Annotated in this window: 14 protein-coding genes; 8 read left to right on the top strand and 6 right to left on the bottom strand. The window is 63.6% G+C overall.

Annotation, left to right across the window (positions count from 1 at the left end):
- Positions 1-2010, top strand: a complete 2010-nt coding sequence (locus ACFK0J_RS28420; protein ID WP_378732472.1) for a glycosyl hydrolase family 18 protein — start codon at positions 1-3, stop codon at positions 2008-2010.
- A 115-nt stretch (positions 2011-2125) separates the two neighbouring features.
- On the opposite strand, the gene ACFK0J_RS28425 is transcribed toward ACFK0J_RS28420, so the two are convergent.
- Positions 2126-2905, bottom strand: coding sequence for a ferritin-like domain-containing protein (locus ACFK0J_RS28425; protein ID WP_378732476.1), 780 nt, complete (start codon positions 2903-2905; stop codon positions 2126-2128).
- An 82-nt stretch (positions 2906-2987) separates the two neighbouring features.
- Here ACFK0J_RS28425 and ACFK0J_RS28430 point away from each other — a divergent pair, with 82 nt between their 5' ends.
- The 4 genes from ACFK0J_RS28430 to ACFK0J_RS28445 all read left to right on the top strand — a co-directional run bounded on the left by ACFK0J_RS28430 (position 2988) and on the right by ACFK0J_RS28445 (position 7227).
- Positions 2988-4217 (top strand): isopenicillin N synthase family dioxygenase, encoded by a 1230-nt coding sequence (locus ACFK0J_RS28430; RefSeq protein ID WP_378732478.1) that lies wholly within the window; start codon positions 2988-2990, stop codon positions 4215-4217.
- Positions 4218-4358: 141 nt separating this feature from the next.
- The gene (locus ACFK0J_RS28435; protein WP_378732480.1) at positions 4359-5282 is read left to right on the top strand and encodes a DUF1206 domain-containing protein; all 924 of its coding nucleotides are present in this window, start codon (positions 4359-4361) and stop codon (positions 5280-5282) included.
- A 374-nt stretch (positions 5283-5656) separates the two neighbouring features.
- Positions 5657-6469: an MBL fold metallo-hydrolase gene (locus tag ACFK0J_RS28440; protein WP_378732481.1), complete on the top strand. Its 813-nt coding sequence runs from the start codon at positions 5657-5659 to the stop codon at positions 6467-6469.
- Between the two features lie 179 nt (positions 6470-6648).
- Positions 6649-7227, top strand: coding sequence for a maleylpyruvate isomerase family mycothiol-dependent enzyme (locus tag ACFK0J_RS28445; protein ID WP_378732483.1), 579 nt, complete (start codon positions 6649-6651; stop codon positions 7225-7227).
- 25 nt (positions 7228-7252) lie between these two features.
- Here ACFK0J_RS28445 and ACFK0J_RS28450 read toward each other — a convergent pair whose 3' ends face one another.
- Positions 7253-7888 carry a DJ-1/PfpI family protein gene (locus ACFK0J_RS28450; RefSeq protein WP_378732485.1) on the bottom strand — a complete coding sequence of 212 codons (636 nt, stop codon included), beginning with the start codon at positions 7886-7888 and terminating at the stop codon, positions 7253-7255.
- 86 nt (positions 7889-7974) lie between these two features.
- On the opposite strand from ACFK0J_RS28450, the gene ACFK0J_RS28455 reads away from it, so the two are divergent.
- The 3 genes from ACFK0J_RS28455 to ACFK0J_RS28465 all read left to right on the top strand — a co-directional run bounded on the left by ACFK0J_RS28455 (position 7975) and on the right by ACFK0J_RS28465 (position 11642).
- Positions 7975-9312, top strand: coding sequence for a PLP-dependent aminotransferase family protein (locus ACFK0J_RS28455; protein WP_378732487.1), 1338 nt, complete (start codon positions 7975-7977; stop codon positions 9310-9312).
- 52 nt (positions 9313-9364) lie between these two features.
- On the top strand, positions 9365-10552 hold the full coding sequence (locus tag ACFK0J_RS28460) for a cytochrome P450 (protein WP_378732489.1): 1188 nt from the start codon (positions 9365-9367) through the stop codon (positions 10550-10552).
- 379 nt (positions 10553-10931) lie between these two features.
- A complete protein-coding gene (locus tag ACFK0J_RS28465; protein WP_378743099.1) occupies positions 10932-11642 on the top strand; it encodes a HipA domain-containing protein in 711 nt (236 codons plus the stop codon).
- A gap of 89 nt (positions 11643-11731) precedes the next feature.
- Here the strand turns inward: ACFK0J_RS28465 and ACFK0J_RS28470 are convergent, their stop codons facing one another.
- The 4 genes from ACFK0J_RS28470 to ACFK0J_RS28485 are packed head-to-tail and all read right to left on the bottom strand — an operon-like array spanning position 11732 to position 15996.
- Positions 11732-13510 carry an ABC transporter ATP-binding protein gene (locus ACFK0J_RS28470; RefSeq protein WP_378732491.1) on the bottom strand — a complete coding sequence of 593 codons (1779 nt, stop codon included), beginning with the start codon at positions 13508-13510 and terminating at the stop codon, positions 11732-11734.
- Positions 13500-13937, bottom strand: a complete 438-nt coding sequence (locus tag ACFK0J_RS28475; RefSeq protein ID WP_378743101.1) for a lasso peptide biosynthesis B2 protein — start codon at positions 13935-13937, stop codon at positions 13500-13502. Before ACFK0J_RS28475 ends, ACFK0J_RS28470 begins: the two co-directional genes overlap by 11 nt.
- Positions 13938-13945: 8 nt before the next feature.
- Positions 13946-14203: a lasso peptide biosynthesis PqqD family chaperone gene (locus ACFK0J_RS28480; protein ID WP_378732493.1), complete on the bottom strand. Its 258-nt coding sequence runs from the start codon at positions 14201-14203 to the stop codon at positions 13946-13948.
- 8 nt (positions 14204-14211) lie between these two features.
- On the bottom strand, positions 14212-15996 hold the full coding sequence (locus ACFK0J_RS28485; RefSeq protein ID WP_378732495.1) for an asparagine synthase-related protein: 1785 nt from the start codon (positions 15994-15996) through the stop codon (positions 14212-14214).
- Positions 15997-16044 lie beyond the last annotated feature (48 nt).

Here is a 16044-nt window from a genome sequence, read left to right on the forward strand (position 1 = left end):
ATGCGAAAGAAATATTCGGGGCTCGTCGCGGCGATCGTGAGCGTGCTGGTCGGCATATCGACGGTGTTGGTGGCACTGACGAACGCCGCGCCGGCGAACACCGCATCGACCGCCGCAACGTCGGGCGGAGTCAAGGTCGCCTACTACAACCAATGGTCGATCTACCAGAACGCCTTCTACCCCAAGCACGTCGACACGTCGGGCATGGCGAGCAAACTCGACTACTTGATGTACGCCTTCGCGAACATCCACCCCGTCGATCTGACCTGCTTCGAGGCGAACAAGGCAGCGAATCAGGACGAAAACGATCCGAACGCCGGTGACGGCGCGGGCGATTCGTACGCCGATTACGGTAAGTCGTTCGACGCGGCGAGCAGCGTGGACGGCACCGCCGACGCTTGGAACGACCCGATCGTTGGAAACTTCAAGCAGCTGAAGCAACTGAAGGCCAAGCACCCGAACCTCAAGGTGCTGTTGGCAATCGGCGGTTGGACGTACTCGAAGTACTTTTCCGATGTGTCTGCCACCGACGCCGCACGCAAGAAGTTCGTCTCCTCGTGCATCGACATGTTCATCAAGGGAAACCTGCCGAAACAGAACGGCTTCGGTGGCCCGGGAACCGGCAAGGGCGTCTTCGACGGCTTCGATCTGGACTGGGAGTACCCGGGCGGTGGCGGGCATGTCGGCAATCACGCGTCGCCTGCCGACCGGGCCAACTTCACGTTGCTGACGGCCGAGTTCCGCAAGCAACTGGACGCGCAGGGCACGGCAGACGGCAAGCGCTACGGACTGACCGCCGCCGTCGCGGCGGGCCAGGACAAGATCCGGCATTACGAGACGAATAAGCTCGGCAACTACCTCGACCTCGTCAATGTCATGACCTACGACATGCACGGCGCATGGGACGCCAAGGGCCCGACCAACTTTCAGGATCCTATTTACAGTCGGCCGGACGACCCGATGACTCCGGTCCCGCCGGGTAACGGAAAGTACAACATCGATGCGGCGATCAAGGCGTGGCTCGAGGGCGACAGCTCGTACGGCATCCCGGGCGGCTTCCCGGCGAAAAAGCTGACTGTCGGATTCCCGTTCTACTACCGTGGCTGGACGGGCGTGCCTGCGGGCAATAGCAATGGTTTGTTCCAACCCGCGTCAGGTCCGGCAGCGGGCGGCCCGTACTCCGGAAACGTCCCCGGCATCCGGATGTACAAGGAACTCCTCGGCCTCGTAGACAATCCGTCCAGAACGTTCTTCGATCCCGTAGCGCAGGCCGCCTACTTCTACGACGGCACGAACTGGTGGGGCGGCGACTCGAAGCAGTCTATCCAGGCCAAGGTCGACTACCTGCATTGCAAGGGTCTCGGCGGGGCGATGATGTACTCGCTGGAGAACCTGGATCCGGCGGCGACGCTGTTCCATCACCTGGTCAAGGCCGTCGACGGCTCGGCTTCCACCTGCACACCGCCGACGACCACACCCACCACGACTCCACCGACAACGACACCGACTACCACTCCACCCACGACCACACCGACCACCACTCCACCCACAACCACCCCCACGACAACGCCACCCACAACCACACCGACCACCACGACTCCACCCAGCGGCACCGGTGTGATCAACGGAGATTTCGAGAGCGGTGCACTGTCCCCATGGACCTGCACGAACAATCTCGGCTCGATCGTCAGCACCCCGGTCCATGGCGGCAAGCACGCCTTGACCGGCGCACCGAGCAGTAGCGACAACGCCCAATGCTCCCAGTCGATCACCGTCGAACCGGGCCGCACCTACACCTTGTCGGCGTGGGTGAACGGCAAGTACGTCTACCTCGGCGTCACCGGCTCCGGCACCAGCGACACGTCCAACTGGACCGCGGGAACCGGCGGTGCGTATCAACAACTTTCGACCAAGTTCACCACCGGTGCCTCGACCACGAAAGTCACGGTCTGGGTGCACGGCTGGTTTTCCCAAGGGCCGTACAACGCGGATGACATCACGGTGAAGTAGCACTCCGCGAACGCGAAAGGTGGGTCTCGTCTACGAGATCCACCTTTTTCGTGTGCCGGTCAGCGCACGGCGAGACGATTGTCGCCGAGTGTTGGCAGCGATGCGGCGGCACGTCTCATCGCTTCGACAAGCCCAGCACCGCTCGCACAGATCCACCGCCGGTAGCGGTTGCGGAATCCGTCGAAACAGCGGTCGGCACAATCCCTTTGAACAACGCGATCACATCGAGGACGAAACCGGTTCGGGTGACGCCCAGTCGACGCAGCGCGGACCCGTGGTCAACGGCGACAACCACCGTGGCACCGACCAGCACCAGCCACCACAGGAACACCGGCACCAGCCGCGCTGGGCGTGCGGTCGTCGCGAAGGCGGCACGTAGCCGTTGACAGTGGAACGGAACGTGCCGCAATTCGTCGTTCAGGATCAACCCGGCAACCTGGCTGGTCAGCACGTCGTCGGTGCCGTCGCGCAGCGCACGGTAATAGCGCAGCGCGACCACCTCGGCGACCATCAGCACCATCAACTCCAGCCGCAACCCGAGCGCGCGGCGGAGGCGCACGAATACCGCGTCGCTCCAATGGCCCGAAATAGTCTGCCACTCACCGGCCTTCAGTAGCAGCGCCAACATCCGAGCGTGGTTGACTTCCTCCGCCACGAACAGGCGCACCGCGGCGGTGTACACCGGGTCGCCCGCGGCTTCAGCCTTGGCGATCAAATTCGCGCCGTCCCCGCTCTCACCGACTTGGAATCGTTGCACACTGCGAGCGACAGCCGGGTCGAGCACCGCCCCTCGGCTCCAGTCGGGATCCCCTGCCGAGGCTCGCGCGACCACCTTCGCTTCGAATTCCGTTGTCCATCGCGAAAATTCGCTCGAACTCTGCACACGCGCCGCCATGCCCATCCGCTCGCCGCCCTGCCCTTCCTGATCTCTTGGTGGCCAACCTAGCCACTGGTTGTGCTGGTCCAAGGTTGCGAACGTGGAGATTTTGTGGAGAGATCCAGCACGGATGGCCCATGTGCACGATCCGTACACCAGGGAGTCTCCGGGATGGAACTTCTTCGCGCCTGGACGCCACTGGCTGGAGGGATTTTTCGACAGCTCGGTCCGCCAGCGGCTGTTCACGGCAGATTTTCGGATACTCGACGCCTACCTGACCGTATTGCGCGAGAGGACAACGGCTTTGAGCAATCAGAAGAACGTGACGGTGGTCGAGGGGTTCGTGCCGGTGATCGACCTGTCGGACCGGCACAGTGACGCGGGACGTAGGACCATCGCCGAGGGGATCGGTCATGCGTGCGCGAGTTCAGGGTTCTTCACCATCGTGGGTCACGGGGTGCCGAGGGAACTCATTGACCGCATGTGCGCGACGAACCGGGAATTCTTCGCGTTGCCCGACTCGGTGAAAGACTCCGTCGCCCACCGGCCGGGCGTGTCCGGGTTCCGGCGTCTCGGGGGGTCGACCGCTCACAGTTTGGACAAGAAGACACCGCCGGACCTGTGTGAAGTGTTCTCGGCGCATGTGACAGGCGACCTGAGCGATCAGGAACGCGACGGACTCGGACACTACTGGGCCTCCTGGAAGTTGGCGAACGTCTGGCCGACGCAGCCCGCCGACTTCGCGGACACCTGGCGCGAATACCTCACGGCACTGACGCAATTGGCCGGTGACCTCATGCGCTTGTTCGCGCTGGCGCTCGACCTCGAAGAGAACTTCTTCGACGACATCTTCGACCGCCATGTCTCTTCGGTGGCGGTCAACTACTACTTCCCGCAACGAGAATCACCACTCCCGGGACAGCTGCGGCGCGGCGAACACACCGATTGGGGCAGTCTGACCATCCTCTACCAGGACACCGACATCGGTGGTCTCCAGGTGCGCGACGGCGGCGGAAAATGGCGTGACGTCCCCGCGAAGCCCGGCGGTTTCATCGTGAACATCGGCGACCTGATGTCGCTGTGGACCGCGGGTCGCTGGGTGTCGACCATGCATCGCGTGGTCAACCCGGAACGCGGAAATACGTCGTCCCGCTTGTCGATTCCGTTCTTCTATCTACCCAATCACGACGCGGCCATCGATCCGATCCGATCCTTCGCGGACCAGGGCACTCAGGACCACTTCGGTGCTACCACTGCCGGACAATGGATCTCGCGAAAGATGCAGAAGACCTTCGCGGCAGATCCGCACGACTACCAATCGACTGACTGAACCCGCACCGTAAGAGCACTTCTCGGGCTGCGCGCGCCGACTCCGCGCGGCCCGCACCGGGTCTGGCCGTCTCGAGAAATCTCACGCACCGTGTCAACCGCCGCGAAGTGGGCATTACGGCCGGTGAAGAAGTGAGGAACCATGAGCATATTCCGAAGTGCGAGCAGTTATCGGCGACGTGGTCGTGTCGGCACCATGCGCCGCGGCCGGGGACGGACCGGCGGATATCGGCGCTGGGGTCGACGGTCCGGTGACTGGCGGCAGCGCAGGTCCACGAGTTCGGGCGGGTTGGAGGCGGCCGCGCGATTCGGATTCATCGCGCGCGGTATCGCCTACATCGTGCTCGGCCTCATCGCGTTCATGCTGGCAGTCGGCACGGCCGAGCACGAACCGGACGGCGGCGGGGCCCTCGCGGCGATCGCGAGCAAACCGCTGGGGTATCTGCTGCTGTGGATCCTGCTATTCGGCTTCGCCGCTTTGGTCGTGTGGCGCGTGACCCAGGTGGCCAGCGCACGGCGCACATATTCGAGCGGACACCGGGCCTACGCTATCGTGTCCGGAATCGTCTATGCCCTAGCGTTTTTGGGCACCCTGCGCTACGTGGTGCACGGCCGGACACCGAAGCCGAGTGACGCCATCGCCCGCGACCTGACCGCCCGCATATTGAGCTGGGACGGTGGACAGGTGGTCGTTCTGCTGATCGGCCTCGCCATCCTCGCCTTCGGTATCTGGCAGACGATACGAGGTCTCCGCCTCGAATTCGTCGATGACCTTCGCATGGGTTGGATGACCCGCGGCTCACGCGAGGCCGTGATCTGGCTGGGCCGCATCGGCTACGTCGCACGAGGTGCGATAGTCATCGGCATCGGACTCGCCGCCGTCGTAGCGGCGCTGAACTACGACCCCGCCAACGCCAAGGGCATCGATGCGGTCCTGCACGACTTCGCCGGAAACCCCTTCGGCCCATGGCTTCTCATCCTGATCTCCTTGGGCCTGATGGCCTTCGGCGCCTTGTCCTTCCTAGAGGCCAAATACCGCAGAACCTACGGCGGCGTCCCCGTCTGAATCCCAAAGCCCCCTACCGATCCGCTCGACCCGCGCCACCGATCTCCCAGAGGCTCCGCACTCTCCACAGGGCGTACTGCCCTTGCGAGGCGTGCGAAGGCTCTGTGGGACGGTACTGCCACGCCCGATGATGAGCCGCAATGTCCGATTCGGGCCCTTGGCTCGACGCCGTACCGATGCCGACTGCTGGGTCGGCCTGATGGAAGGTGGCACCAGGAACTGCTGGCGAGCGAGGCCGACCATGACTGCGGAGCCGCTCGAAGATGGTGATCAAGTGCTTTCGCACGGGCCCTGTCGCGCTGCGGGTTTGGCTGCGGGGGGTTGGTCCTGCGTGTACAAACGTGGATGGGTGTACCTAGCAGCGCGAGGTGAGTATGTGGAAGATCTGTCGGACCTGTGCGGTCGAGCATGATGATGCGGCGCGGATCTGTCGTATCTGTGCGGATGAACGGCAGTGGGTGCCGGCTGAGGGGCAGCAGTGGGCCACTCTCGACGAGCTTGCCGCGGCAGGTCACAAGGTGGCGGTGCGTGAGCTGGAGCCGGATCTGTTCGGCTTGACGGTCGAGCCGGAGTTCGGCATCGGACAGGAATCGCATCTGCTGCGCACCCCGGCGGGAAATCTGCTGTGGGACCTGACCGGCTATGTCGACGAGGACGCCGCGCGCCGGGTCCTCGAACTCGGCGAAGTCGTCGCCATCGTGCCGAGCCATCCGCATCATTACGGCGTGCAGGTGGAGTGGAGCCGGGCGTTGGGCGGCGTGCCGGTGCTTGTCGCCGAGCCCGACTTCGAGTGGATCGCCCGGCCGGACCCGGTGATTCGCCCATGGTCCGGGCAGCTCGATCTGCTACCGGGGATCACCCTGCGCCAGTTGGGCGGACACTTTCCGGGCAGTGCGGTGGCGCACTGGGCGGCCGGGGCCGGTGGCAAAGGCGTCCTGTTCAGCGCGGACACCATCCATGCCAACCCGGACCGCAAATCGGTCACCTTCATGCGCAGCTACCCCAACCGCATCCCGCTGTCGCCCGCCGTGGTGGAGCGAGTCACCAGTAGCGTCGAAGAGTTCGAGTTCGACCGTCTCTACGACAATTTCGGCAGAATCATCGACGGCGACGCCCGCGCCACCGTGCGTCGCTCTGCCGACCGCTATATCGGTTGGGTGCGTGGGGATTTCGACCACTTGACCTGAGACTCGAACTCCATCAACAACATTCACGGCAGGTTACGAAGGCGGCCGCTCAGTGGAACGGTCCCACTGGGCCGCCGCGTACGACCGATCCGTGGCTGTGTCCGCTTTACCGGGTGCGATGAGTTTCGGTGTCCGGGCCCGTCGGTATCGGTAACCGAACTCGACCGGGAGAATCAACGATGGACCGTGACCTGATTTCGACGTGGCTGCAAGCGGAGCGACTCGCCTTCGCCGACTTCCTCGATCACCTGACCGAGGCCGAATGGGCGCGGGACTCGCTGTGCTCGGGCTGGACGGTGCACGATGTGCTCGCCCACATCACCTCACCCGACACCCTGCGAGACACCGTCGTCGGCTTGGTCCGCGCCAGAGGCAACTGGGACCGGATGACCGCTGACCTGGCGCGCGATCGCGCCGCACGGTTCGCGCCCAACGAGCTGATCGCGCAGTTGCGTGCATCCGCGGGCTCGGCTCGGCGGGCGCCCGGTGCGGCACCGGTGGATCCGTTGGTCGACATCATCGTGCACGGGCAGGACATCGCCCGCCCACTCGAGCGAAGCTGGCAGACCCCGGCCGAGCGGGTCGTCGCCGCGCTCGATCACGTAGTGGCCAGCCGGTTCTATGGTGCGCGGAAACGGTTGCGCGGTGCCCGGTTGAGCGCGACCGACGCGGACTGGACCTACGGAGACGGACCCGAGGAGATCCACGGGTCGGTGACCGACCTGCTGCTCGTCGCGACAGGCCGTCAGGCCGCGTAGCTACTCGATGACAGTGCGCGCCAAGTCAATTGGCGCGCCCCACCGACACGGCAGCCAGTTCCTCGCGCAGGTAAGGAGTGATGTTGCCCATCGCTCGCGCTACGTAATCTTCCTTCTCCCCGACCGGCGCGACGTAATGCAAAGCTTCTCGGGCCGCTTCGACACACTCCAGGCGAGCGATCATCCAAGCCGCAAGGTAGGGCGATGCGAGGCAGCCACCGGCCGTGGCGACATTGCCCTTGGCAAAGAAGGGCTGATTGAGCACGTCGACACCGGCGGCCTGGACCCAGGGTTTGGTCGTGAGATCGGTGCATGCGGGAACACCGTCGAGCAATCCGAGTTCGGCCAGCACCAATGTCCCGGAACATTGTCCGGCCAGCAGTTGCCGAGCCGGGTCGAGCCGCAACCGCGCCATCAGCGCTTGGTCGGCGACGACTTCGCGGGTCTGCATGCCGCTACCCACGAGGACCGCGTCCGCGGCGTTGGCTTCTTCGAGCGTGGCCATCGACTCGATCACCACACCGTTCATCGAACGGACCCGCTTCGTAGGACTGGCAATCGACACCCGCCAATCCGGCTTCTTGATCCGGTTGAGCACGCCGAGCGCGATCAGGGAGTCGAGTTCGTTGTAGCCCTCGAAGGTGACGATAGCTATATGCATGGCAACGCCTTTCACGGTTGGGTGCCAGGCACTCTATGACCCCTGACCCGATACAATCAAAGAATTGTCATGCATACAATTGGCGCGTGGCGTTCTCTCGATACAAGGGTGTGGTGGACGCGTTGGCGTCCGATATCCGGGCGGGTAGGTTGCCGTCGGGTACGCGGTTGCCGACGCATCGCCAACTCGCGGCCAGCGAAGGAATAGCTCTGGTGACGGCGTCGCGGATCTATGCCGAGTTGGAAGCCATGGGCCTGGTGAGTGGGGAACCCGGCCGAGGCACCTTCGTACGGGAAACGACACTGCCGCCCAGCCATGGCATCGACCAGCCCGCGGCCGCGGTGGACACGGTGGATCTCAACTTCAACTACCCTGCGTTGCCCGGTCAGGCCGACATGCTGCGTCGGGCATTGCGTCAGCTCGCGTCTTCAGGTGACGTCGAGGCACTGTTGCGGTACCAGCCGCACGGTGGGCGCCCGCATGAACGGCGCACGGTGGCTCGGCATCTGACGGAGCGCGGTGTGCCGGTCGGCGCCGATCAGGTCCTGATCGTCAGCGGCGCTCAGCACGGACTGGCCGCCACGGCCATGGCGACGCTGCAACCCGGAGACGTCGTGGCGGCCGATGCACTGACCTATCCGGGCTTCAAGGTGCTCGCCCACGCGCTGCGTCTGGAACTGGCACCGCTTCCCGCAGCGGGCCATGCGTCCGATCTCGACGCCCTCGAGCAGCTGTGCGCGACTCGGCGGGTTCGTGCCGTGTATGCGATGCCGACACTGCACAACCCGTTGGGATGGGTCACGGCGGCGCGGCATCGCGAACAGTTGGTCGAGATCGCGCGCCGATACGAACTCCTGGTCATCGAAGACGCCGCGTACGCCTTCCTGGCTGAGCAGCCACCACTCCCGCTGGCGGCGCTCGCACCGGAGAGAACCGTGTACGTTTCCGGACTTTCCAAGAACGTCGCGACCGGCTTGCGCTTCGGATTCCTCGCTGCGCCAACTTCTTTGGTACCCGCAATCGAACGCACTATCCGCGCTACCACCTGGAACACCCCTGCGGTGATGACAGCGATCGCATGCCGGTGGCTCGATGACGGCACCGTCACTCGACTGGAGGCGCAAAAGCGCGAGGACGCGCGGGCCAGGCAGGCGATCGCCCGCGACGCACTCGCGGGGTTACCTCAGGTCAGCCATCCGTCGTCATACTTCCTTTGGCTTCCGCTACCCGAAGACGTGCGAGCCGACCAGATAGCGGCAGAGCTCCTGCGCGAACACGTATCGGTGTCCACGGCAGAACCGTTCGCCACGTCCGTCCATGTGCCGCACGCGATCCGGCTGGCCCTCGGTTCGACAGACCTGCAAACCCTGCGCGAAGCGCTGGACAAGGTAAAACGAGTCGTAGACGCACACACCTACCGGTGAACCAGCTGAGGCGGTTAATCTGAGATGCGGTGCATCGGGTCGAGGAGCAGGTATGCCCGGCGAAGTTCGCGCTGAAATCGGTTGGCAGCGAGCGATTATCGATCATGACATTCCGTCCGCGCTCATCGCGCGGGCGCAACGCAATGGCGGGATCATGCGGGTCCGGGTGCCACTGCCGGGCCGGTTTTGGCTGATCACCGATAGCGACCTCATCGACCGTGTGCTGCGCACCAGCGCAGCGGAATTCGACAAAGGTGGCTCGATCTATCGGATCATCCGCAACGCGACCGGCGACGAGGGTTTGTTCGTGGTCAACGATCCGCAAACGTGGCGGACCTTGCGTGAACACACGAATCCCGCGTTCACGGCAAGCAAACTGACACCCCTCGCGCACGAAAGTGTCCGCCGATTGAGCGACCGGATCGACGGCTGGCACCCGGACCGAGCCGTCGACGTGTTCACCGAATTCAAACTGCTCAACGTCGAACTGCTGGCACTACATCTGTTCGGACAAGCCGTCGACTGCGCGACACTGGTACGACTGGCCCAGCCGATCTTCGACAGCCAACGCAAGCAGTGGTTCCGCATCGGCGGCGGCAAGTACCGGCGCGCCATCGCGGCCATGGACACCGAAGTCCACTCCATCATCGACCGGCGACGCGCCTTGGACCCCTGCGACGGCGACCTGCTCGGACACCTCTTGCAGGTGCGTCCGGAACTTCCGGTTCAGCGGATACGCGATCAGGTGATAAGTCACCTGCTGGCGGGGTTCGACAGCACGGCATGCGCGCAAGCGTGGGCCTGCGTGCGACTGGCCGACAACCCCGCCGAGCTGGCCGAATTGCGGACCGAAGTCGGAGAAATACTGGGCAGCCGCGCACCCACCCCGGCCGACCTCCCTCGATTGCCGCTACTCACCTCGTTTTTCGCCGACGTAGTCGCACAGCGACCGTCGTTCCCACTCATCTTCCGCCACGTAGCGACCGACACCGCACTGGCCGGTCGCCCCCTACAACCCGGCGACCAGCTGTTCATCGCGCTCGGCCCCGCCCGCCTACCCTTCGGCATCGGCAAACGAAAATGCATCGGCGAACCGTTGGCCCTACTCACCGGCGCCCTCTCCATCGCCGTGCTGGTCCAGCGGTTCAGCCAATGGCAACGCACCCGACCAGGCAATCAGCAGGTCCGCTACGCAACCACAGCCCCGCCGCGCCATAGCGAGATCCGCTTCAGTCCGTGATCTTCGCGCCACCCGGCGGACCAGGCACACTCCTCCTCCGCAACCTTCGCGAACCACGAAATCGCAACCAGCTGGATCGTTCTAACCTTCGGCGGCCATTGCAGACGAGCCGATTCTTGTCCGCAGGTGTCGCCGACGGCGCAAGGGACAACCTAGGGGTTCCGGACTGACCTCCCGCTACTGCCGAGGCGGGGCGCGCGCCCACGGAGGATGATCAGATCATTAACACTGCCATGGCAACGATTAACCCCACACAGGTACCGCAAGCGCTGGACGCTCTCGGGTTGACGCTCGTCGGTATGCCGCAGGTGGATGCCCGTACCCTGCCCGACAGCGCGGTGGAACTTCGACCCCGATTTCTACACCCGGCGGTCCGGCCATCCTGAAGCTCAATCCATCCGAATATCCATTCCTGGTCGAGAACGAGAACTTCTTTCTGGACATGGCCAACGCGTGTGGCATCCAGGTGCCGGTTCACCAACTCGCCACGGACAAACACGGCCGCACAGCACTTTTCATCAAAAGGTTCGACCGCGTCACCGAGCATGGTGGAATCCGCCGCCTGGCTCAGGAGGATGCCTGCCAGGTGCTGGGTCGATATCCGGCCGCGAAGTACCGAATCACGCTGCAGGAAGCCATCAAAGGCCTTGCCGAAGCGGTCTCGGAGGGGCGAGGCTCGCGGCGGTTGGCAAACTTGCAGATGCTCGAAATAGCGGCATTCAGTTACCTGATCGGCAACGGCGATCTGCACGGCAAGAATCTGTCCATCAGACAGAATCCCGACGGGATATGGGAAGCGACCCCCGCCTACGACCTGGTCTGCACCCAACCGTATCTGGGCTGGAAGGATCCGATGGCTTTGCCGCTATACGGGCGCGCCGGAAAACTCGGTTACCGCTGGTGGGCCCAAGCCGCGACTCGACTCGGCGTCCCCCAGCGGGCGATCGACCGCAGCTTGGCACGAATCGTCGATGCTGCGGAGCCGTGGATAGACCGGGTGTCCGAGATCGGCTTCGATGACAAGATCACCCACCGGTTGGCTACCCTGATTGCCGAGCGACGCAAAGAACTTCAGCAACCTGAGGCATAGACGAGCGTTCGGAGCTGACCTTCCGCGGTCGATTGCCGACGTTGATGTGGACACAGCAGTTGTCCGAAGCTCTGGACAGCTCGGGTGCTTCACACCTTCGCACCGACAAGTTGCTGGTAGTCCGCGTTTCTGGCGACCAACTCGTCGTGTGGGCCGGTGTCGACGATTTGCCCGTTCTTGAGAAAGATGACGGTATCGGCTTCGCGGATTGTGGAGAGGCGATGGGCAATGACCAATAGCGCGCACTCTTTTCGCACTGCTTGGATGGTCACGTTCAATGCCTTCTCGGTCTCGGCGTCCAACATCGCCGTGGGTTCGTCCAGCATCATCAGCACCGGGCGGCGGATCAATGCCCGCGCCAACGCCACACGTTGCCGCTCACCACCCGAGAGCAGAATGCCGTGCTCGCCCACGGAGGTGTCGAGCCCGCGAGGCAGTCGGGCGACAAGATCTGCGAGACCGGCGAGCTGGATTGCGCGGTGCAGGTCATCATCGGCGAGGCCCGGCTCCCGGTACGTCAAATTGTCTCGAAGACTGCCGAACAACAGTGGCGCATTCTGTTCCAGCAAGCTGATTTCCGAGCGCCAGGCCCGGCGCGACCGATCGGCGTACGACTGCCCGCCCAAGAGGATGTCACCCTCGTTCGGGTTGTAAAACCTGCTGACCAATGAGAACACGGTGGACTTTCCGGCACCCGAATGCCCGACCAAGGCAATGTGCCCGCGCGATGGAACCGAAAAGGTCACACCCTGGAGAATCGGCCGCTCATCGTAGGAGAAATGCACGTCCCGGAACTCGAGCGCGGCATGCCCGTTCCCCGCGAACTTGTCACTGGTGCTACCAACGGGTACGACGTCGCTCTGCTCGATGTGGTCGACGTCCTCGGCCGGCAATGCCAGCGTCGATTCGATCCGGCTCAGCGCACCCAGGGCCTTCTGCAACCCGACGGAGCCATTGAAGAGATCACCGACCGGCATCAGCAAGTTCAGCGCGAGCAGCATCATCGACACCAGGCTGCTCAACTCCATCTGCTGATTCGCCACCCGGACGCCACCGACCAGCAGGGAAACAACGAACGAGCCGGTCACCGCCAGATGCATTGCCGGAGTTCCCAATGCCTTCAATCTGGCGGCACGCACACCTGCGGAGAATGCCGCACCGGCCAACTCGGCCAAGTGCTCTTGCTCGCGGTCCTCGGCATTGTTCACTTTTACCGTACGTACTCCGGTGAGTGCGCGCTCGATGTCCGCGGAAAGCGCACCGACACTCTCTTGCAATTGAGTCGAGGCAGCCTCGATCCTCGTCATCACCAGCAACATCGCACCCGCGGCAATACCGACGGTCACGAAAACGATCGTGAACAACAGCCAGTCGAGATAGATCATCACCGCGACGGTGCCGATGAGCGTGATCGCCCCGGTCAATATTTGAACAAGGCTCTCCCCTACCGCGTTTCGAATCACCGTCGAATCGACCGTGACGCGTGAGATCAAGTCCCCGACCCGGAGCGACTCGAGTGTGGGAATTCTCAACCGCAGCAGATGACCGGCCAAGCGATTGCGCACGGACAAGAGCACGGATTCACTGGATCGCTCGAGGATATAGAGCCCGCCGGTATCGGTGACCGCATGCAGGAGATAGGCCCCTACCAACGCCGTCAGGGACCACACGATCGCCTCGCCCGCGACCGCGTCCCGAATGACCTGTCCGGCCAGCAGCGGTTGCGCCAGCGACAGTCCGGTACCCACCAACAGCAGCGCCGTTGCGCCCAACAAGGAATTCCGTTGCGGTGCGATCAATCCGAACAACACCCCGACCCTACGCAGCCACGAATCGCCTGGTCGAGAGTCACCGTTGTCAGCGGACATCTTCACCCACGTTCGTTTGCCGCCCGACCACGATCAGTCGGCTGAATGTAGCCATATCTCCCGCCTCCCCGACGAGTTCGCCCTCCGCTTCGACCCACGCGTGCGCCGCGAACGGCAGTTCCGTCCGAACGCCGACACACCAGGTCGTCCACGCACCGTATCTCCGACCCAAGAGCGTGGTCGCCACAGACCTCATCAGACACCCGTATCGGCCAGCGGCACCCGGACTCACGTCCACCACCCGCCGTCTCCATCGTTCGGCATCGCCGAGTGCAGCCGGACGGCTTCCTCGGCGCACCTGCTTCAACACCCACTCGATTCGCCGCGGCGGCAACATGACAACGATCCTCGCGGCTCGCACTGCCCACCGCGCGGAAAATCGTTCGCCTCTGCGGTCGTCCGCGTCGAGCTCGGCCCCGAGCGCCATGTGATAGCTCACGCCAGCACCAATCCGACATCCCTGAGGTGACCCAAGAGTTCGTTGATGTCACGCTGTGCCGTAGTCACGTCGACATCGAACTGATCGAGGACCGCCGCGACGAGGTCGGCACCGCTGTCCACCACCAGCGAGGCAAACACTTCCGCTCCTACCGGATTCAGCCGCCAGTACTCACCTTGCTGCATATCGAGAATCACGCCCCCGTACTCCGTTCGGACGAAGGACAAGCCGGGTCTCAGTGTCACGGTATCCACGTATTTTCCTATCTTTGTACTGCACTGCCATTCCGCGGTGCCACGAAACTTCGCTCCAGGTCGCGCAGCCAGAGCTCGCAGGCAATCGTGGTATACATCGTTCCCTCTTCTAATTCGAACGACGATGGATTCGCGCACAACTGCTTCAGTTTCTTCGAGTCGATGAGGCCGAGATCGCCGAGCCGCGACCCCTCCCATAGGGCGACGAGTTCGTCGCGATGCTTCCGCAATCCGTTCTCGACATCGTGAGAGCCGTCGTCCTTGGTCTGCCGCCGCAAAACCACATCGGGAACGATCCCGCGCACCGATGCGCTGAGCAGAGGTTTGTATGTCCACGCGCTGACCCGGTGTTGAACGGCCACCGACAAGGCAGCGGAGATGACTCTGTCGTCGAAATATGGTGCGGCCAAAGGTGGTCCACCCGCGGCCAACGAAATCCGGTTCAAGACGGCTACCGTTCTGGCGCCCTCGATTATGGTCTCCAGCTCGAAGTGAGACCCACGCTGACGTGCCAGTGGATCAGTAGCGGATGCCATCCAGGCGATACCTTCACGGATCGCCTTTTCAGCGGTTGCTGTCGCCCACACGGGCACCGATGGAATAATGGCCCAGCCCAACACCGGTTTACGCTTTTCCGGCACTCCGGCGACCGGCCTGGAGTTCTTCTTCCACCACGAGTGGTAACCGGCGGGCTCGACACTGTCGTATATCAGGTCTCGCAATCGCCATCCGCCGAGAGCTCCATAGCCCCGCAACCCCCGCCACGCGGTGAACGGCCGACGCCACAGCAGATCGCGATAGCGCGCAGGCGCACCGGTGAAGAGGTGATCCCCGCCGTGACCGGTCAGATGCACACTCGGGCCGAAAGTCGACGCCAATCTGGCGAGCGCACCGACCCGACTTCTGCCGGCGATCAGTGGTGACGGCTCGTTCAACCAGGTCGGCCCATCGTGCAGCCCGGCATAGGTGAAAGGTAACTCGGAGTCCGGGAGAATCGTGTGTTCCACTTCTGGCATATGCCCTGCGGCGCGCAGGGCCCACTCGAGGTCCTCATTGGCGGAATCGCGTCCTCGCGCCGTCAGCAGTTTGATCTCGGCCGGTCCCCGCGCGGCTAGGAAGCTGATCGATGTCGAGTCATAGCCACCGGAAAGCTCGGAAGTGACCGTGCCACCCGCTGCTGTGCGAGCCGACACCGCACCCACAAGCCGGCTCCGGACCTCATGCGCTCCGGCATCGAGGTCCCGAATCAAAGCCCGCTCTGGCTTGTCCCTGACCAACAGGGACATCCCCCTCGGCGCGATCACCAGGCCAGCGCCCGGAGGCACCGGCTCGATTCCGTCGAGCAACGGCCGTTGGGCAAGATGATGAGGTACCGGCTCGAGCAGATGCGCGGCAAGGGCGCCGACATCGAGCCGCGCGCTGACCAGATGTTTGAGGGCATGCACCGTGTCGGCAGCGATGTCGATGCCGTCGACACGAGACCGATACAGGCTTCGAGACCCATATGCGGAGCCATGTACATAGATGTCGCCATTCAATTCGACGACAGAGTGAAAGCTTCCATCGATCGCGCCGAGAACGGCACGCCATCGAGCCGCCGAATCGATCGACCGCACGTAATCGAGAACCGTGTCCTCGTCGATCAGAGCGTGTCCGAGTAAAACTACTCGCGCCGCGCGACCAGCTTTGTCGATGACCGGCCGGTCTCGGCAATCTCCCACGACCATCGGCCGATTCGAACGGTGTACCGCCAAAACTGTTCCCCACGGCAGAAGACGACTGGCGATGCCCACTCCTGCCTCATTATCAGGGAGTACGACAAATCCTGTCCGAGCATCGCC

This window comes from Nocardia brasiliensis, assembly GCF_042691675.1.
In the GTDB taxonomy this organism is placed as follows: Bacteria; Actinomycetota; Actinomycetes; order Mycobacteriales; family Mycobacteriaceae; genus Nocardia; species Nocardia brasiliensis_D.